The organism is Neisseria sp. HMSC31F04, assembly GCF_001807735.1.
Lineage (GTDB): Bacteria > Pseudomonadota > Gammaproteobacteria > Burkholderiales > Neisseriaceae > Neisseria > Neisseria elongata.
The window spans coordinates 22,033-41,449 of record NZ_KV790759.1 but is presented as its reverse complement, the minus strand read 5'-3'; the positions used below and the strand labels follow the sequence as shown (position 1 = coordinate 41,449).

13 protein-coding genes are annotated in these 19,417 nt (G+C 57.0%); 8 read left to right on the top strand and 5 right to left on the bottom strand.

The features are described 5' to 3' along the window. Positions 1–22: 22 nt before the first annotated feature. From trkA to tehB, 3 genes are read left to right on the top strand one after another with little or no spacing between them, the layout of a single operon-like run. A complete protein-coding gene (trkA, locus tag HMPREF3107_RS01150) occupies positions 23–1,417 on the top strand; it encodes a Trk system potassium transporter TrkA (protein ID WP_070452361.1) in 1,395 nt (464 codons plus the stop codon). Between the two features lie 46 nt (positions 1,418–1,463). Next, a complete protein-coding gene (locus HMPREF3107_RS01145) occupies positions 1,464–2,918 on the top strand; it encodes a TrkH family potassium uptake protein (RefSeq protein ID WP_070452358.1) in 1,455 nt (484 codons plus the stop codon). Between the two features lie 58 nt (positions 2,919–2,976). After that, a complete protein-coding gene (gene tehB, locus HMPREF3107_RS01140) occupies positions 2,977–3,837 on the top strand; it encodes an SAM-dependent methyltransferase TehB (protein WP_070452355.1) in 861 nt (286 codons plus the stop codon). Positions 3,838–4,199: 362 nt separating this feature from the next. Here the strand turns inward: tehB and HMPREF3107_RS01135 are convergent, their stop codons facing one another. Beyond that, complete coding sequence (locus HMPREF3107_RS01135) at positions 4,200–6,488, bottom strand: TonB-dependent receptor (protein WP_070452352.1); 2,289 nt, start codon at positions 6,486–6,488, stop codon at positions 4,200–4,202. A 379-nt stretch (positions 6,489–6,867) separates the two neighbouring features. Between HMPREF3107_RS01135 and HMPREF3107_RS01130 the strand changes: the two genes are divergently transcribed. From HMPREF3107_RS01130 to HMPREF3107_RS01115, 4 genes are all read left to right on the top strand, one after another. Further along, the gene (locus HMPREF3107_RS01130; protein WP_070452400.1) at positions 6,868–8,640 is read left to right on the top strand and encodes an ABC transporter ATP-binding protein/permease; all 1,773 of its coding nucleotides are present in this window, start codon (positions 6,868–6,870) and stop codon (positions 8,638–8,640) included. A gap of 163 nt (positions 8,641–8,803) precedes the next feature. Then, positions 8,804–9,904, top strand: coding sequence for a chorismate synthase (gene aroC, locus HMPREF3107_RS01125; protein WP_070452349.1), 1,101 nt, complete (start codon positions 8,804–8,806; stop codon positions 9,902–9,904). Positions 9,905–9,950: 46 nt separating this feature from the next. After that, positions 9,951–10,751 (top strand): NUDIX domain-containing protein, encoded by an 801-nt coding sequence (locus tag HMPREF3107_RS01120; protein ID WP_070452346.1) that lies wholly within the window; start codon positions 9,951–9,953, stop codon positions 10,749–10,751. Positions 10,752–10,948: 197 nt separating this feature from the next. Continuing rightward, entirely contained in the window at positions 10,949–12,481 is a 1,533-nt protein-coding gene (locus tag HMPREF3107_RS01115) for an L-lactate MFS transporter (protein ID WP_070452344.1), read from the top strand. Between the two features lie 367 nt (positions 12,482–12,848). On the opposite strand, the gene HMPREF3107_RS01110 is transcribed toward HMPREF3107_RS01115, so the two are convergent. From HMPREF3107_RS01110 to HMPREF3107_RS01095, 4 genes are all read right to left on the bottom strand, one after another. Then, complete coding sequence (locus HMPREF3107_RS01110; protein ID WP_070452341.1) at positions 12,849–13,466, bottom strand: biliverdin-producing heme oxygenase; 618 nt, start codon at positions 13,464–13,466, stop codon at positions 12,849–12,851. Between the two features lie 350 nt (positions 13,467–13,816). Continuing rightward, positions 13,817–16,159: a TonB-dependent hemoglobin/transferrin/lactoferrin family receptor gene (locus tag HMPREF3107_RS01105; protein ID WP_070452337.1), complete on the bottom strand. Its 2,343-nt coding sequence runs from the start codon at positions 16,157–16,159 to the stop codon at positions 13,817–13,819. A 387-nt stretch (positions 16,160–16,546) separates the two neighbouring features. Beyond that, positions 16,547–17,293, bottom strand: coding sequence for a lysophospholipid acyltransferase family protein (locus HMPREF3107_RS01100; RefSeq protein ID WP_070452334.1), 747 nt, complete (start codon positions 17,291–17,293; stop codon positions 16,547–16,549). A gap of 74 nt (positions 17,294–17,367) precedes the next feature. Further along, a complete protein-coding gene (locus HMPREF3107_RS01095) occupies positions 17,368–18,117 on the bottom strand; it encodes a GNAT family N-acetyltransferase (protein WP_070452397.1) in 750 nt (249 codons plus the stop codon). A gap of 127 nt (positions 18,118–18,244) precedes the next feature. Between HMPREF3107_RS01095 and pgeF the strand changes: the two genes are divergently transcribed. After that, positions 18,245–19,033, top strand: a complete 789-nt coding sequence (gene pgeF, locus HMPREF3107_RS01090; RefSeq protein ID WP_070452331.1) for a peptidoglycan editing factor PgeF — start codon at positions 18,245–18,247, stop codon at positions 19,031–19,033. Positions 19,034–19,417 lie beyond the last annotated feature (384 nt).

The following is a 19,417-nucleotide window of genomic DNA, read 5'->3' as shown; positions in this document are numbered from 1 at the left end:
TTTTTCCGGCAGAGCGGACAACGTGAAAATCATCATTCTCGGCAGCGGCCAGGTCGGTTCTACCGTGGCGCAGAATCTGGCGGCCATGCCCAACAACGACGTAACCATCATCGATACCGACGAAAACGCGCTGCGCAACATCGGCACGCGGCTGGATGTGCAAACCATCGTCGGCAACGGCGCATCGCCCAGCATCCTGCAATCGGCGGGCGCGGACGACTGCGACATGCTGCTGGCCCTGACGCGGCACGACGAAACCAACCTCGCCGCCTGCCGGATTGCCGCCGACCTGTTCAACGTTCCGAACCGCATCGCCCGCGTGCGCCTGAGCGACTATCTGGAATTCGGCAACGAGGAAGAACGCCTCATATTGGAGGCCTTTGCCGTTACCGATTCCATCCACCCCGAACAGCTGGTTACCGAGCGCATGGCTTCGCTGTTGAGCTACACCAGCGCATTGCAGGTGTTGCGTTTTGCCGACGACAAGGCGCGGATGGCCGTGGTGCAGGCGCACAACGGCGGGCTTTTGGTCAATCAGCCGATTTCTCTAGTGGGCAAACACCTGCCCGACGGTGTGGACTGTCAAATCTGCGCGATTTACCGCAACAACCGCCTGATTGTACCGACGGCGGAAACGGTGATTATCGAAGGCGACGAAGTATTCTTTCTCGCCGACAGCCGCCATGTCAAAACCGTGATGCGCGAACTGCGGCCGCTGGAACAACGCACCCGCCGCGTAATGATTGCCGGCGGCGGCAACATCGGCTACCGCCTGGCCAAGCAGGTGGAAAACCTCTACGACATCAAAATCATCGAACACAATCCGAACCGTGCCGAATGGCTGGCGGAAAACCTCGATTCCAGCCTGGTATTGCAAGGCTCCGCCACCGACGAAAACCTGCTGTCGCACGAATACATCGATGAAATCGACGTATTCCTCGCCTTAACCAACGACGACGAAAACAACATCATGGCCAGCCTCCTGGCCAAAGATTTGGGTGCGAAACGGGTCATCACCATCATCAACCGTTCGCGCTATGTAGATTTGCTGGAGGGCAACCAGATAGACATTGTGGTTTCCCCGCACATGATGACCATCGGCAACATCCTCACCCACATCCGCTTAGGCGATGTCGCGGCGGTTCACCCGTTGCGGCGCGGCCATGCCGAGGCGGTGGAAGTCATCGTCCACGGCACGCCCGAAACCTCCGCCCTGGTCGGCCGCCGCGTGTCCGAAGTCAAATGGCCGTCGGGCTGCCACTTTGCCGCACTGGTTCGCGGCGAAGAAGTAACGATGGGGCATAAGGGCGACGAAAAACTGCAAGACGGCGACCATCTGATTTTCTTCGTGTCCCGCCGCCGCGTGGTACGCGAACTGGAAAAACTGATTCAGGTAAAAGTGGGCTTTTTCGGTTGAGGCCGTCTGAAAACAGCCCCGCGTCCGCACAAACGAAAACACAGCCATGTATAAAATCGCTCCGATCGTCCACGTATTGTCCAAGCTCGCCGTGCTCTACGCCGTCCTGCTGCTCGTCCCCACGCTGGTGTCCTACCTCTACCACGATGCCGCCTTCAACGCCTTCGCCGGAACCGCACTGGCCACGCTGGCCGGTTCGACCGCCGTCTGGGCGGCCACCCGCAAACACGACCGCGAACTGCGCCCGCGCGACGGCTTCACACTGGTATTCCTCCTCTGGCTGGGCTTTGCCGCCATCTCCGCCCTGCCCTTTTACCTTTATTTCCCCAACATCGGCTACACCGATGCTTTCTTTGAAGCCGTCAGCGGCCTGACCACCACCGGCGCCACCGTCATGTCCAGCCTCGACACGCTCGCCCCGTCGCTCAATTTCTGGCGGCACATGATGAACTGGCTGGGCGGCATGGGCATCATCGTCCTGGCCGTCGCCATCCTGCCCATGCTGGGCGTGGGCGGCACGCAACTGTTCAAAGCCGAAATTCCCGGCATCGACAAAGACAGCAAAATGGCACCGCGCATTTCGCAAACCGCCAAACGCCTCTGGCTGGTATACCTGACCTTCACCCTGCTCACCTGCATGGGTTTGAAATGGGCGGGCATGGGTTGGTTTGACGCGGTATGCCACGCCATGTCCGCCTTTTCCCTCGGTGGCTTCTCCACCCACGATGCCAGCATCGCCTTCTTCGATTCCCCCGCCATCGAAGCCGTGCTGATCGCCGCCACCCTGTTGGGCGCGGTCAATTTCGCCAGCCACTTCGCCATGGCGCGGGAAAAATCGCCCAAACCCTACTGGCGCGACGAAGAAGCCCGCGCCATGCTCACCATCCTTGCCGCCAGCATCGCTGCCGCCAGTGTCTACATGTGGCAACAGGGTTATTACACCCCTTTGGAAGCCCTGCGCTACGTCAGCTTTAACTTCGTTTCCATCGGCCTGGCCAACGGTTTTGCCAACGCTGATTTCGCTACCTGGCCGCTGCTGGTTACCCTGTGGATGTTCTTTTTATCCAACGTATTGGCTAATACAGGCTCGATGGGCGGCGGCATCAAAATGGCCCGCGCGCTGGTGCTGGCCAAATTCAGCCTGCGCGAAGTCTCCCTGCTGCTGCACCCCAACGCCGTGCGGACGGTAAAACTCAACCGCCGCTCCATCTCCGACCGCACCGCCATGGCCGTGATGGCGTTTATCTTCGTCTACTTCATGACCGTCGTCATCTTCACGCTGGGGCTGCTGGCCAGCGGCATGGACTTCATCACCGCCCTCTCCGCCACCATCGCCTGCATCACCAACGCCGGCCCCGGACTGGGCGCGGTCGGCCCCGCCGACAACTACGCCGCATTAAGCGGCCTGCAAAAATGGATGTGCGCCGCCGTCATGCTGCTCGGCCGGCTGGAAATCTTCACCGTCTTCATCCTCTTCACACCCGACTACTGGAAAAAATAAACAGGCCGTCTGAAAACGCCCTACCGCCCCTTCAACCACCGCAAACGAAAGGCCCATCATGAACAACGACTTAATCTGCTACAAACAAATGCCCGTCTGGACGGCCGACACCATCCCCGCCGCCTTCCTTTCCCGCCACAACACGCAGGAAGGCGCCTGGGGCAAACTGCGCGTCTTGGAAGGCCGTCTGAAATTCTACGGTTTGGACGAACACGACAACATCTTGTCCGAAAAAGAAATTTCGCCCGATAGCGGCATCCACACCATCGAGCCGCAGCAGTGGCACAAAATCGAACCGCTCGGCGAAAACTTACGCATGCAACTCGAATTCCACTGCGACAAAGCCGATTATTTCCGCAAAAAATACGGCATGACCGCCACCCACTCCGCCGTCAAAGCCGCAACCGCCGCCGTCCCGCCCGGCAAAACGCTGGACCTCGGCTGCGGGCAAGGGCGCAACGCGCTCTACCTCGCCCTCAAAGGCTACGACGTAACCGCCGTCGATCAAAACCCCAACCCGCTCTACGCCCTTTCCGACCTTGCCGCGCAAGAAAACCTGCCACTGCAAATCGCGAACTACGACATCAACGCCGGCGCCCTCGACGAACCCTACGACTTCATCGTCGCTACCGTCGTCTTCATGTTCCTCCAAGCCGGCCGCGTACCCGATATCATCGCCAACATGCAGCAGAACACCGCGCGCGGCGGCTACAACCTGATCGTCTCCGCCATGAATACCGACGACTACCCCTGCCCCATGCCCTTCTCCTTCACCTTCAAGGAAAACGAACTGCGCGACTACTACCAAGGCTGGGAACTGGTCGAGTACCGCGAAGAGCCGGGCAACATGCACGCCACCGACGAAGCAGGCAACCCCATCAGGCTCAAATTCGTCACCATGCTGGCGCGCAAACCCTAACCCGTCCGACAACAGGTAAAACGACAAAAAGGCCGTCTGAAAGCATGTTTTCAGACGGCCTCAATACAAACAAACTGCCGGCGGTTGGGAAATCCGATTCCGCTTGCAGGTGGTTGTGGTACGGACGGGATATACATCGCCCATTCACTGAATTTTTGATAACGAATCTGCCGTTGATTCCCGCGCAGGCGGGCGAATCCGTGCCTCGGGTTTTCGGGAGTACCTGAAGGCTGCCGCAGGCCGATCCTCTAGCAGCGGGAATGACGGCATGGAAGTCCTTCATTAAGCAATAAACGGCAATAAACAGAGAGGCCGTCTGAAACTTTATTGTTCAGACGGCCTCAATACAAACTGCCGGCGGTTTAGAAATCCAATTCCGCTTTCAGCCAATAAGTGCGCGGCATACCGACGACGGCGAAGCTGCGGTCGTATTGGCCGCGCTGTACCTGCCAGTAATTTTTGTTGAACAGGTTTTCCACTGCGCTGCTGACGGTCAGGGTGTTTTTGCCCAGCTTGGTTTTGTAGCGCGCGCCTACGTCAACCAAGGTGTAGGACGGGAAGGCGTATTGTTTTTGCGTGTCTTGGTAAGACTTGCCGAAATACTGCACGCCGCCGTTCAGCGTCAGGCCTTTGGCAAACGGGGTATCCCATTCCACGCCCGCTTTGACAATCACGCGCGGGTTGGCGACTTGTACGCCGCTGACCAGCATATCGCGCGAATTCGGATAATTCTTCACGGTCGATTGCAGGTACATCAGACCGAAAGTCGGACGCAGGGTTTTGTTCAACAGGTTGGCGTATGCGTTGAACTCGATACCGCGGCTGCGTTCCATGCCTTGTTCGTCTCCGGCCGCACCGCCTTGCGCCTTATGGCGGGCAAAATCGGAATTGTTGCCATAAGTCAGGCTGCCGTTGGCATTGGTCTGACCGCGCCAGTAGCCCGGGCGTTTAATTTGGAACGCGTTCAACGTGGTAACGAAATCGCCCCAGTTTTTGCGCACGCCCACTTCAAATTGACGGCTGACGCGCGGTTTGGACATGGTGGTATTGCCGTCATCGTCGGTTTTGATGTCGGCAGGCTCCAAGTCTTCCATGTAGTTGCCGTATACCACCAAATCGGGCTGCGGCACCCATGCGGCCATCAGCATCGGGCTGAAGCGTTTGGCATCGCCGCTTGCTTTGGATTTTTTATCGGTATATTCGACTGCTTGGAAACGTCCGCCCAAGGTCAGGCGGTATTTGTTGCCGGCAAAGCCCAGCGTATCCGACAAAGCCAGGCTGTTGACTTTGATATTGGCATCGAGGTTGGCGGCGTTTTCCCAAGCGGTCGGATAGTCCGGTTTGAAGGAGGCCAGTTGCGCGCCAATATTGCCGTTTGCATCAATCAAAGCACTGCTGCTGCCTGCCGCCGAACCGCGCACGGTGGCACGTTGGCGGATAACGCGGTCAAAAGCCGTACTCCAGTTGTGCGTGACCGGGCCGATTTCAAATTCGCCGCGTGCGGACAAATTCATGCTCAAGGTGCGGAAATATTGGTCGGTCAGGCGCGCCGTGCCGGACGCATATTGCAGTGCCGAATTGCAGGTTTCAGTTTGACTGGAAGAGACAACGCCGCGACGGTTAGTGGTGTAACAGACCGTCGGGGAAATCAGCGTGCCGTAATAGCGCGCTTTGTTGTAGCCGATGCCACCGGTAATTTGCGCATTTTCAAACGCATCCCATTCAAAGGTCAGCATATTGGTCTGACCGACGGTGTTCTGCCAGTTCCACGCAGGCAGCAGGTTGGTTTTGCCTTCAGGCGCATCAAACAAGCGTCCGTTGGCGTTTTGAATATCCTGCATACGCGCGCGGCCGCCGTTGGTTTTGCGTTTCGCGTAGATGGAATCGAACGCCACGCGCAGTTTTTCGCCGCGGTAGTCGGCATTCAAGGCAAATTCTTTGTTGTCTTCACTGTAACCGTGGCGCGGGGTATCGCCGTGGCGCAGCTTGCCGTTGGCACGCACGCCGAATTCTTTGTTTTCGCCGAAACGTTGACCCAAGTCGAATGTGCCTTGGGCGCGGTTGTTGCTGAACCAGCCCAAGCCGATTTTGCGGTTGCCTTCATCGGCGGCTTTTTTGGTTTCGATATTGACGGAACCGGATACCGCGCCTTCAGGGTCCATGCCGTTTACGGCGGTGGACGCGCCTTTAATCAGTTGTGCGGAGCCGACTTGCACGCTGGCTGTGCCTTGCGTGCCGTACATACCTGCCAAACCGTTGACGCTGAATTGGCGCGCATCAAGCTGATAACCGCGGAAATACAGGCCGGTCAATGTGTTGCTTTCGCCGCCGAACTGCCAAACGGAAGCGTCTTTTTTCGCTACGGCATCCACCAAAGTACGCGCTTCGGTGTTGTTGAGGGCTTGTTCGTCGTAATTGACGACGGTAATCGGCGCGGTGAAAGCGTTGGCTTTACCCAATACGCCCAAGTTCACACGGTCGCGCATATCGCCGTCGCTGGCGATGGAGTAAGAGCGGGCGGCTTTGACGCGTGTGGCGTCGGCGCGGACTTCCACGTCCTGCAACCCGCCCGACTGTTCGGAAACATTATCATCGGCACAGGCAAATGCAGCGGCAATCATCAAGGGGAGGATGGCTAATCTCTGATTCATATTGTTACTCTATAACTTAAGGTTTGCAAAGGAAAATAAAAGAAAATGATAAAGGTGCGCATTATCCGACAAACTCGGCAAACCTTAAAACAAAATATCCGATTACTTACAAAAATTAACTGGATATGTTGTAATTTTGTTTCTCACTCTATCTAAGCAATTCTTTTTTCTGCTAAAAATTTTTAACGAAACACTTGTCGCCACCAAATAAGATAATTTATCATTGCGCCCCTTTCAGCACACATCAGGCCGTCTGAAAAAGATTTGACATCGACAGATGACTTTTCAGACGGCCTCCCTTTTCCCCATGAACATAGAATCCGCCCGTCTTGCCGAACTGATGCCCGCCATCGGCGGCCTGATCCAACCGGCCGCCGCCATCCAGAAATGGCAGGCCGAATTGAGTGCCACGCCGTTGTGGCTGCTGCAAACCCTGCTCGGCGTCGTCTCGATAGCCGTATGCGCGGTGTTCCTCATCGGCCGCAGCCGTTTCGGCCGCGAGTTTTGGCAGGTATTGAAGCCGTGCATGGGCAGGCGCGGCGCGCTGCAGACGTTGGTGGTATCGCTGCTGATGATTGTCCTGCTGCTGACCGAAATCCGGCTGTATGTATTGAATACGTTTTTGAACAGCAGCGCGTACAGCGCGATGCAGGACAGGCTGGCCGACGTATTTTGGAAGGCGGTATTGATTAACGCCGCCTTAATGATGATCCGCTCGGTAAACCTGATTATCAACGACTTCCTCGACCAAGCCCTGGCCATCAAATGGTCGGAGCAGCTCAACCGCGTGCTGACCGAAAACTGGCTGGCACGGAAAAACTACTACCGCCTCCAAATGCGGCGCGACGCGCCCGACAACATCGACCAACGTATCCAGATGGACGCGCAGGACTTCATCGTTTCCACCATCACCTTCTTGCGCGGCATGCTCAATTCAATCGTCTCCACCATCGAATTCACCATCGTCTTATGGGGGCTGTCGGGCATCCTGCCGGTATTCGGCTTTGAAATCCCGCACGGCATCGTCTTCCTCGTCTACGTCGCCATCCTCGCCGCCACCGCGCTGGCCATGTGGATAGGCAAACCGCTGATCCGTTCCAATTATGAAAACGAACACCTCAACGGCGACTACCGCTATTCTCTCGTCCGCATCCGCGACCATTCCGAAAGCATCGCCTTCTACAACGGCGAATGGCAGGAAGAAAAACAGCTCAAAGAACGCTTCCGCGCCATCGTCCGCAACCGCTGGCGCATCGCGCGGCAAAGCATCGGCCTCAGCGGGTTCAACGACGTTTTCAGCCAAATCATGCAGCTTCTGCCGCTGATGCTGCAGGCCCCGCGCCTGTTTGCCGGACAAATCAAAATCGGCGACGTCCAACAAACCGTCCAATCCTTTGCCCGCCTGCAAAAATCAATGTCCTTCTTCCGCAATTTCTACAAAGACTTTACCGTCTACCGCGCCCGGCTCGACCGCTTGAGCGGCTTTATGGACTACCTCGACGCACCGCAAACCGCCGAACGACCGCAGGAAGAAGAAATTTCAAACGGCCTGATACTGGAAAACGTCGGCTTGAAGCGCAACAACGGCGACACCCTGCTCTCCGGCATCAGCTTCCGCGCCGAATGCGGCGACTCACTGCTGATTCAAGGCCCCAGCGGCTGCGGCAAAACCTCCCTGCTGCGCACACTGGCCGGACTGTGGCCTTTCGGCAGCAGCGGAAAAATCAGCCGCCCGCCACGCAGCCGCACCCTGTTCGTCCCGCAAAAACCCTATATGCCGCAAGGCACGCTGCTACAATCCGTCTGCTACCCCGACATCGCCGCCGACCCGCAAAACGTCGCCGCCGCCCTGCACGAATGCCGCCTCGGACACCTCGAACCGCTGCTCGATACCACCGACAACTGGCAGCAACGCCTCTCCCCCGGCGAACTCCAGCGCATCGCCTTCGCCCGCATCCTGCTGGCCGCCCCGCAGCTCATCCTGCTCGACGAAGCCACCTCCGCGCTGGACGAACCGACCGAAGCCATGCTCTACACCTTAATCCGCAACCGCCTGCCCGACAGCATCATCATCAGCATCGGCCACAGGGGCTCGCTGGCCGCCTTCCACAACCTCAACCTCACCGTCGGCAACCTGCCCGACCTGCCCTGAGGCTCCGCCCGACCCGCCTGAGCGCGCACCTTTTGAGGCCGTCTGAAAACACCGCATCCGAAGAAATACATGTTTTCAGACGGCCTCCCGATGTTTGCCTATGCTAAAATCCGCACCGTTTGACGGCACGCAAACCACATCAAAACCACGTAAAGGACGGACAATGGCAGGCAACACTTTCGGACAACTCTTCACCGTTACCACCTTCGGCGAAAGCCACGGCGCAGGTTTGGGCTGCATCATCGACGGCTGCCCGCCCGGACTGGCCTTGACCGAATCAGACATCCAAGCCGACCTCGACCGGCGCAAACCCGGCACCAGCCGCCACGTTACCCAACGCCGCGAAGCCGACCAAGTCGAAATCCTCTCCGGCGTCTTCGAAGGCAAAACCACCGGCACCCCCATCGCCCTCTTAATCCGCAATACCGACCAACGCAGCAAAGACTACGGCAACATCGCCACCAGCTTCCGTCCCGGCCATGCCGACTATACTTACTGGCACAAATACGGCACGCGCGACTACCGCGGCGGCGGCAGAAGCTCCGCCCGAGAAACCGCCGCCCGCGTTGCCGCCGGAGCCGTCGCCAAAAAATGGCTGAAAGAAAAATTCGGCACAGAAATCACCGCCTACGTCACCCAAGTCGGCGAAAAAGAAATTCAGTTTGAAGGCTACGAACACATTTCCCAAAACCCCTTCTTCGCCGCCAACCAAAGCCAAATCGCCGAGCTGGAAAACTATATGGACAGCGTGCGCAAATCCTTGGATTCTGTCGGCGCGAAGCTGCATATCGAAGCGGCCAACGTCCCCGTCGGCTTGGGCGAACCCATTTTCGACCGCCTTGACGCCGAAATCGCCTATGCCATGATGGGCATCAACGCCGTCAAAGGCGTGGAAATCGGCGCAGGCTTCGGCAGCGTCGTCCAACGCGGCAGCGAACATGGCGACGAACTCACCCCGCAAGGCTTCCTGTCCAACCACTCAGGCGGCATCCTCGGCGGCATCAGCACCGGACAAGACATCCACGTCAATATCGCCATCAAACCCACCAGCTCCATCGCCACCCCGCGCCGCAGCATCGACATCAACGGCAACCCCGTCGAACTCGCCACCCACGGCAGACACGACCCCTGCGTCGGACTGCGCGCCGCCCCCATCGCCGAAGCCATGCTCGCGCTCGTACTTATCGACCACGCCCTGCGCCATCGTGCGCAAAATGCCGACGTAGCCGTCGATACGCCCGACATCGCCAAACAGCGCGGATAAAACAGAAAAGGCCGTCTGAAAAACATCCGACAAGGAACAAACCGATATGAGCACAACCGATTCCCGCCCCTTGCTTCACGTCGTCGCCGGCATCATTCTGAACGGCCAAGGCGAATACCTGCTGTCTTCCCGTCCGGCAGGCAAGCCTTATGCCGGCTATTGGGAATTTGCCGGCGGCAAGGTCGAGGCCGGCGAGAGCGAAACCGCCGCGCTGCAACGCGAATTTGAAGAAGAACTCGGCATCCGCATCCATGCCGCCGTGCCGTGGCTGTGCCGCGTCCATTCCTATGAGCACGCCCGCGTCCGCCTGCGTTTTTACCGCGTGGCGGCAGACCAATGGTCGGGCGGCATACAGGCGCGCGAAGGCCAGACATGGTCGTGGCAGAAGGCGGGCGACTTCACCGTTTCCCCCATGCTGCCCGCCAACGGCCCGCTGCTCAAAGCCCTCTCCGTGCCGACCGAACTGGCACTTTCCGCCGACGGCGTGCTTTGCGGCAAAAACGGCATGGGCGCATACCGCGTCGTGCCGTACGCGTCGGCCTTGCCGCAGGAGGCGAATATTTTATTGCCCGTCGGCGCACTGCAAACCTCCGGCAGGCCGCCGCAGGCCGAAAGCGTGTGGGTAGAGGTGGCGGACGCAAACGAATACCGCGCGGCGGCGGCACATCCGGCAGCCGACGTTTTGTTGTGGCGCGTGGCGGACGGTTCGGACGCACAGGCCGTACTCGAAGCTTTGGATGAAGGCTGCCCCGTACCACTGGCCGTGGCCGCGCCCGCCGAAACGGCGGCCGCCTTCCGCAGCGCATGGCTGGCCGCCGGTGCGCAAGCTGTTGTGATAGGCGGATAAGGCTGATAGATGGGAAAACAACGTCTTCCCATCCATCCGCCGCCGTTGTCGGGCAAACAAAATTCAGTCATTTTGAAAGTCAAGATATTTCATCTTGACCTGCGTTAAATTTGGTTAGAATAAGGCCGTCTGAAAAATGCTTTTCATGCTTTTCAGACGGCCTCTTCTTTATTAACTTCCCATATGCGTCCGTTCCCATGTCCTTCTTAGATAAAGCAAACACCGTAGCGCCGGCCGACTTCAACCGCTGGCTGGTGCCGCCCGCCGCGCTGGCGGTTCACCTTTCCATCGGGCAGATTTACGCCTATTCCGTTTTCAACGCCCCGCTGACGAAAGTCCTCGGCATCACCGAATCCGCACCCGGCGACTGGTCGCTGGCCACCGTGGGCTGGATATTCAGCATCGCGCTGGCAGTGCTGGGCGCATCGGCCGCAATGTTCGGCAGATGGATGGAGCGCGTCGGCCCGCGCAAAGCGATGTTCGTTGCCGCCGTCTGCTTCGGGTTGGGCTTCCTCGTCTCCGCGCTCGGCGTGCGGCAGCACAACCTGTGGCTGCTGTATCTGGGCAACGGCGTACTCGGCGGCGTGGGGCTGGGATTGGGCTATATCGGCCCCGTCTCCACGCTGATGAAATGGTTTCCCGACAAACCGGGCATGGCCACGGGCCTGGCGATTATGGGCTTCGGCGGCGGCGCGATGCTGGCCTCCCCGCTGTCGGTGGTGCTGATGGACTTCTTTAAAAGCGCGACTTCGGTCGGCGTGGCGGAAACCTTCGTCGTCCTCGGCATCCTCTATTTCTTCTTCATGCTTTTCGGCGTGCTGACCATCCGCATCCCCGCAGAAGGCTGGAAACCTGCCGGCTTCGTGCCGAAAGCGGGCGGGAAACTGGTCAGCAGCAAGCACGTTACCGCCTCACAGGCCGTCAAAACGCCGCAGTTTTACCTGCTGTTTTGGATTCTGTGCCTGAACGTTACCGCCGGCATCGGCGTGCTGGGACAGGCTTCGGTCATGATACAGGAACTGTTTTCCGAACAATCCGTCGGCGCGGGTGCGGCGGTCGGTGCGGCAGCAGCGGCCGGCTTCGTCGGCCTGTTGAGCCTGTTCAACATGGGCGGCCGCTTTTTCTGGTCCAGCATCTCCGACCGGTTGGGGCGCAAACCGACCTACAACCTCTTCTTCATCCTCGGCGCGCTGCTCTATTTCGCCATCCCCTCGTTGGGCGAAAGCGGCAGCAAAACGCTGTTCATCATCGGCTTCTGCGTCATCATCTCCATGTACGGCGGGGGATTTGCCGCCATACCGGTATACATCAAAGACCTGTTCGGCACACTGGAAGTCGGCGCCATCCACGGCCGTGTCCTCCTGGCCTGGTCTACCGCCGCCGTGCTCGGCCCTGTGCTGGTGAACTACATCAGGCAGGGACAAATCGACAGCGGCGTGCCTGCGGCACAGGCATACAGCATCACCATGTACATCATGGCCGGACTTCTGATTCTCGGTCTGATCTGCAACCTGCTGGTGCGGCCGGTAAACGAAAAACACCATGCCGACGGCAGCTTCCACATCCCGCACCAAGTGCCGGAAGAAAGCGCGTTTGAAGAAGCGGCGCAAGCGGCGGAAGAAATCGCCCACAGCGGCACGGGCGTGAAACTGCGCTGGCTCGCGGTCGGCATCCCGCTGGCCTACGGCGTGATTATGGTCGCGCTCAAAGTATTGGATTTGTTCCGCTAAATCCGCGCTTCCCAACAGACCGTCTTCCGGCGGAGGCAAAGCCGAAGCAGGCCGCCACGCCCCGATGCGGCAAAGACGGCAATAAAGCCGTGCAGCTTATAAATTCAAAAAGAAGTCCCATGCCGTCATTCCCGCGCAGGCGGGAATCCAGAATGTGTAAGTGGGGAGAATCTTGTTGTTATCCGATAAATTCCTGTTTAGATAAAGCTGGATTCCCGCCTGCGCGGGAATGACGTTTAACACTCAATTCAACATCTGAAACTCAGTGAATCGTTGATATATATTCCGTCCGCACAACAATCAGAGGCCGTCTGAAAAACCGAAACACGGTTTTCAGACGGCCTCTTTGTTTATTACCGTTTACTGCTTAATGGCGGTGCGCCTGCATTCCTTCCGGCGCTTCCGCGCCTTCGGGCAAGCCGAAGGTTTCGCGCAACACGACTTTATAGAAGGCGAACGCTTCTTTCGCACCCTCAATCGCCTCGGCCTGAGCTTCTTCGCTCAAAGGCAGCGCGTTTAAGAGTTCGACGAAGGCGCGCCAGTGTTTGCCGCGTCCGGCAGGGTGCGCCGCCAGGTGGCGCGCGCCTTTTTCTTCGTTGAATTCGAGCTGTTTGGCGTGTTTGAACAAGAAAGCCGCGCCCAAGTTCGAACCTTCGGCGCAGTACAGCCAGCCGATGGCTTTGTTGCCGGTTTCGTGCGGCAGCGGTTTATCGTATGCGTAAGGCTGTTCGCCCAAGTCGGCCAAATCTTTCACCACGGCATCGTAACGCGCCATGTATTCCAGTTCGGGAATGGCTTTGTTCAATTCGGGGTCTTTGTAGATGTGATCCACCGCTTTGTGGAACACGGATTGCAGTTTCAAAAACTTGATGTAGTTTTCGTTGCTGACGAAGGGTTCGACCGACATCACCAGGTTGTCCACGCTGTCGTGGACGGTGGTGGTCTGCTCTTTCAGCTTTTTGGCAAAAGTTAATTCGTTGCTCATGGTGTTTCCTTGTGATGGTGTTTTCAGACGGCCGGTGCGGGCAAAGGCCGTCTGAAACGGTTTGAAAAAGATGTATTGCGGCAAAAATTCGGGCTAATAGGAATATTTCGCTGCGAATATGGTGCGGATTATCCCCGACTGCAGCGTTCTCTGCAAATTTTTCTTTACATCAACTTACTCAAATTCCACGTTTTTTTATTATCAGAACAGCGTGGAGCGAGCCGCTCCTGTCAATCCGCACAGGCGGGCGCAGCCGATAAAAAAGAGACGGCGGGTTGCCGCCTCTTTCTGCCGTTTCAGACGGCCTTTTTCTTACAGACAAGAGGCCGTCTGAAATGTTTGGTTTCGGGTTAGAACTTCCATTCAAGCGATACGGCATAGTTGCGGCCGGGGGCGTAGAAGCGTTCAAGGCCGGGATAGCCGCCGTAGATACCGTTCGGGCGCGTACCGACGGAGTTGACCAAGCCGCCGGTGATATTCAGGCCGCGCAGGCTGTCCCATGTATGGTATTTACGGTTGAACAGGTTATATACGCCGGCACGGAAAGTGAGGTTTTTGCCCGGTTTGTAGTAACCGAACATATCGAATACCCAAGCGGATTTGCTCAGATGCGGCCACACGCTGTAAACACATTTACCCTCGTCACGATAGTCGGGGTGGTTACAGTTTTTGTATTTGGCATCGCCCGCGTGTTTCGCACCGGTATGGGTCAGGCGGGAGAAAACGCCCCATTTGCCTTCGGGCTGCTCGTAGTCCAAGCCGATAATGGTTTTAAACGGCTGGATGGACAGCAGGTCGGCATCGCCCGACAAATTGCCCCGGCTGTAACCGAGTGCACCGAAGAGCTTCCAGCCTTCGGGCAGAGGGGTAATGCTGTTGAGATTCAGACGGCCGGTCATTTCTACGCCGTAGATTTTGGCATTGTCCATATTCTGCATCTGCTGGAAAGGCTTGTAGTGGTATGGGTTAGGCGACCACCACGGATAGAACGGATTGGCTTCACTCACCAAAGTTTCCTGTTCATAGAGAAAATCTTTGTAACGGGTATGGTGCAGATTAACAGCCAAATTCCCTGCTTTGCCGTTGCCGTTGAGACTGATATTTTGCGTCAGGCTGCGTTCGACTTTCAGATTCGGATTGGACAACCATGCGCCCGCCGGATTGTCACGATAGTCAAAATACATTTCCGAAGCATTTGGTACGCGGAAGCCCGTTCCGATGCTGTAACCCAGTTGCCATGCGTCATTCAGTTTGGCATCCGCACCCACTACCCAGCTCCATCCTTTGAAAGTGCTGTCGGCGGGTTTGGGAACCAGACAGTTTTTGCAATAAAGCCCGTTCAAATCCTGCGGCTGGACTTTGTTGTGGTCGTAGCGGATGCCTGCGTAGCCGGAGAAGGTGTTGTTAAACGCAATGCGGTCGTGCAAAGACAAATTGTATTGCGTGGTTTTCACCGGATACATCATCGTTTTTTCTTCGTAGGGCAAATATGCACCGCTTAAGAAATAACGGTCGCGGTGCAGAATGTCAAACTCCCTGCGGGCAACAGCGGCTTTAAACGACAGCGTATGCCGTGTGCTTCCCAGGCTCAAAGGCTGGGTATCGGCACGCAAAGACAAGCGTTTGAAACGGGTGGTAAAGATGCGGATGTTGTCGTCGCTCGGTTCGCGCGGTTCGCGTGTGCCTTCGTAGTTGTAGGCGGAGGAAACGGCTTTTTGATAATCCAAATCCGCTTTGACTAACGCCAACCAGTCGGAATCGGGCGTAAATTCATAAAAAGCGTTCCAAGTACGGCGTTTGGCACGGTCGTCTGATTCGCGGTATTTGGTATAAAACCAAACACCCGAATCTTCAATGATGTAGTTGTTGCCCTGTTGGCCGCTCAAAGATGCGCCGATGCGGTGGTTGTCGTTAAAACGCCATGCCCATTTGGCCAAAAAGCTGTGGCTTTTGTGTTTGGCCGCATCGGGGATTTGGCGGCTGCTGCCGTAATCGCGGGTTTTCAGGCTGTTTTCGGGAATGGTGTAGCCGCCCCGGCTTTTCATTTCATGGCCGTGCCGGTGGGAATACAGCAATACCGCTTCGGCTTTCTCGCCCTGATAACCCGTTCCCACTGTATTGACCCATTCGCGGTTTTTGCTGGCAAAGCCGCTGCGAAGCAGAAAACCCAACTTGTTATCGGGCTGCACGATGTCGGCGGCGGTAAGTGTGCGGTAATTAACCCCCCCCCCTAAATTTCCGCTGCCTTGATTGAACGAATCTGCACCTTTGACGATTTCAATAGTGCGGGCAAGTTCGGGATCAATGCTTTGTCGTGAAGTATTCAAGTTGCCATAGCGTTTGTAGAGTGAGTTTTCTTCCGAATCGGGCAAAGCGACACCGTCAATGCTGATGCCGACACGATTATCCTCCACGCCGCGAATGGCAAAGCCTTTTTGGTGGCGGCCTTGGTCGGCCACACCCACATCGGGCGAGTAGCGCACCAGGTCTTTGTTGTCGCGGATCATTTGCTCCTGAATAGCGTCGGCATTGACACGTTCGGTTGCAATAGGCGCGTTGCGGCGACCTTTTACCGTTACTTGTTTCAGCGCGTCTGATTTTTCCACCGGTTCGACGCTGTCGGCCGCATGGGCGGCGCAGCAGAACAGAAGCCCTACGGACAAGGCTATCGGCGTCATTTTGTTGTGCTTCATATTATTTTGTTTCCTTTGAGGATGACGTGTATCCAGCATCATATTGTTTGCCGGATGGTTGGGATACGAAGTAATAATTGGATTGATAATGGTTTTCTTATCGGGGGGCGGATTATCGGCGATGGGATTTGTTAATGCAAATTATTCTTTACACCTTTCCGCTTTAACTTCACACTTCTTTATCACTTGTAGAATCTGATGTATTCTCTATTGCATTGTGCCGTTTTGCTTTTTCTTCGGTGGTGTTAAAAAACATTTTTTTGGAATAAAAAAACATCTGCTTTTTTCTGTTGATATTTTGCAACAATTGGGGATAAAAAAAACGGCATGAGCTTTAACTCATGCCGTTTTATCCATTACGGGAGAATGTTTGAATCCGCTATTCAATCAGCCTAAATCCTGCTGTTTCTGACTTAACAAGGCATGGATGGCGCGGGCGGTTTCCTGTCTGGTTTCGGTGGCGGCGACCGGCTCGAGAAAGTGCAGTTCTACCGTGCTTTGCGGTTGGGAAATAATGGCGCGGATGGACTGCCACAGGCTGATGTCGCCGTAGTAGGCGGCATGGGGGTTCGGGCTGCTGCCGTCGGGGTTGGGATAGCGGCAGAGGACGGGCAGCAAGGGGACGCCTGCTTCATAGGCCGCCTGAAAAAAGCTGGTTTTAAAGGGGAGGATGCTGCGGCCTTCGGTGCTGGTGCCTTCCGGAAAGAGGGTTACGGTGCCGCCGTTTTGCAGGGCTTCGGTAACGCGGCGGATTTTTTCGCTGTTGCCTTCGGTGCCTTTGTTGCGGGCGACGTAAACGGTTTGCGCCTGTGTGGCGAGGTAGCCGATAACCGGCCATTTGGCCACGTCGTCTTTGGCGACGAAGCGGCCGGGGAAGGCGGCGTTTACGGCCATGATATCCAGCCATGAGATGTGGTTGCAGATCAGCATTTGGCCGTGTTCCTCGGAGGGAAAGTTGCCGTAGGTTTTCAGTTTCATGCCGCACGAGGCGAGGACGCGCAAAGACCATATCTGTATGGCGCGCAATTTGCGTTTTTTGCTGTAAAACGGGAAGAGGAAGAACATTTCGGCCATGCCGTAAAGCAGGCAGCCGCCTATGCAGAACAGGCGGTATATGAAGCGTATTTGATTCATGTATCGGGCTTTTTTATGATGATACGGACAGGAGGCCGTCTGAAAGGTTTTCAGACGGCCTTTTGTCGGCTGTTTCAGACTTTCGGGGCGAATTTTTGCAGGTAGCGGTCGCTCAATTGCGTGATGTCCATCATGATTAAGACATCCGCGCATTTGAAGGCTTCGTCCACGCATGGTTCGCCGCAAAACCACGCGCCCGCTTTCAAATATCCTTTAATCAAAGGCGGTACGGACGGGTTTTCAGACGGCGTGATTTCGTTCCATTTAAGGGGGTTGAGCGGTTTGACGCACCATTGTTCCGGCGCGAGGTATTTTTCTTTCAGGCTGTGGTAAAGCGCGGCCGCGTCGCTTCCGCCGTCGTGCATTTCGATGCTGCCGCAGCCTATCATGAAGCGCAGGTTTTCGTCTTTCATGAATTTGACCAGGCCCGTCCACAGGAGCATGACAAGGCCGCCGTTGCGGTAGTCGGGGTGGGTGCAGGCGCGGCCGAGTTCGACGGTGTGCGGCAGGATGTCTTTCAGCGGCGAGAGGTCGAATTCGTGTTCGCTGTACCAGTCGCCGACTTTTTTAGCGGTTTCTTCGGTAATCAGGCGGTAGCAGCCGATGACTTCGCCCGTGGCGTCGTCGAAGGCGAGGAGGTGGTGGCAGTGCTCGTCGTAGGGGTCGATGTCGCGCCCGTCGGTGTTCGGGATGTCCGCACCCAATTCTTCGGCAAACACGCGGTAGCGCAGGCGTTGCGCGGCTTCGATTTCGGCTTGGGTTTCGGCCAAGCGTACGCTCAGGCCGATTTTGGGACCGGTGGAATTAAAACGGCTGCTGTTCATGTGATTTGTCTGAATCCGGATGTAAAAGGGCGGCATTATAGCCAACATCTCGCCGCGGCGGGAAATCGGGTATGATAGGCCGTCTGAAAACACACCCCACCTTTCCAAGGAAAATGAAGGAACCACCGTGAAAACCATCAGTCAAACCCTCAACCTCGTTTCAGACGGCCTGCCGTTTTTTCAAGCGGAATGGCCGGCACCCGCCAACGTGACAACATTGGTCAGCACCCGAAACGGCGGGGTGAGCCAAGCTCCCTATGCTTCCCTGAATGTCGGCGGCCATGTCGGCGACCGGCCGGAAAACGTCGCGCGCAACCGCGAAATCGTGCAGGCCGCCGTACCCGTGCCGCCCGCCTACCTGAACCAAACCCACAGCAGCATCGTGCTGCCCGCCGCAGACGTGCCCGGCAGTACGCCCGAAGCCGACGCATCATTCGACCGCACGGGCACGGCGGCTTGCGCGGTGATGACGGCAGACTGCCTGCCCGTTTTGCTTTGCGACCGCGCGGGCACGGTGGTGGCCGCCGCCCATGCGGGCTGGCGCGGACTGGCGGGCGGCATCCTGCAAAACACGTTGGCCGCGATGCAGGCCGATCCCGGCGAAATCATGGCCTACCTCGGCCCCGCCATCGGCCCGGACGCTTTCGAGGTCGGCGAAGACGTGTGCGAAGCCTTCTGCCGCCTGCATTCCGCCGCCGAAAACGCCTTTGAAGGCATAGGCGGCGGCAAATACCTGGCCGACATCTACGCCCACGCGCGGCAAACCCTGCGCCGCGAAGGCGTAAACCTGATTTACGGCGGCACGCACTGCACCGTATTGGAACGCGACACCTTTTTCTCCTACCGCCGCGACGGCCAAACCGGCCGGATGGTCAGCATGATTTGGCTGGAAAAGCCGGCTGGCGAGGCCGTCTGAAAAACCGCCGTGCAAAGGCCGTCCACAAGCCTTGTTTACCGCCCTGTATAGAAAATGTGGATAAGCGGGATAAACCCTTCAAACGCCGTCGAAAAAACAAAATGCCTAAAAAAAAGGCAAGCTTAAAACATCCGCACTGCAACGGCAAACACCTTTTTCAGACGGCCTGAGCAAACCGTGCGGGCGACAAAACCCACAGCCGCTGTTTGCCGCCCTGTGCAGCAAATGTGGATAAGCGGGATAAATCCTTCAAACGCCGTCGGAAAAACAAAATGCCTAAAAAACAGGCAAACTTAAAATATCCGCACCACAACGGCAGACACCTTTTTCAGACGGCCTGAACAAGCGATACGGCGACAAAACCCACAGCCGCTGTTTGCCGCC

Bases quoted from the DNA above. Each gene is read 5' to 3' on its own strand.
- HMPREF3107_RS01145 (WP_070452358.1), top strand. From the start codon at position 1,464: ATGTATAAAATCGCTCCGATCGTCCACGTATTGTCCAAGCTCGCCGTG.
- tehB (WP_070452355.1), top strand. From the start codon at position 2,977: ATGAACAACGACTTAATCTGCTACAAACAAATGCCCGTCTGGACGGCC.
- HMPREF3107_RS01135 (WP_070452352.1), bottom strand. From the start codon at position 6,488: ATGAATCAGAGATTAGCCATCCTCCCCTTGATGATTGCCGCTGCATTT.
- aroC (WP_070452349.1), top strand. From the start codon at position 8,804: ATGGCAGGCAACACTTTCGGACAACTCTTCACCGTTACCACCTTCGGC.
- HMPREF3107_RS01120 (WP_070452346.1), top strand. From the start codon at position 9,951: ATGAGCACAACCGATTCCCGCCCCTTGCTTCACGTCGTCGCCGGCATC.
- HMPREF3107_RS01115 (WP_070452344.1), top strand. From the start codon at position 10,949: ATGTCCTTCTTAGATAAAGCAAACACCGTAGCGCCGGCCGACTTCAAC.
- HMPREF3107_RS01110 (WP_070452341.1), bottom strand. From the start codon at position 13,466: ATGAGCAACGAATTAACTTTTGCCAAAAAGCTGAAAGAGCAGACCACC.
- HMPREF3107_RS01105 (WP_070452337.1), bottom strand. From the start codon at position 16,159: ATGAAGCACAACAAAATGACGCCGATAGCCTTGTCCGTAGGGCTTCTG.
- HMPREF3107_RS01100 (WP_070452334.1), bottom strand. From the start codon at position 17,293: ATGAATCAAATACGCTTCATATACCGCCTGTTCTGCATAGGCGGCTGC.
- HMPREF3107_RS01095 (WP_070452397.1), bottom strand. From the start codon at position 18,117: ATGAACAGCAGCCGTTTTAATTCCACCGGTCCCAAAATCGGCCTGAGC.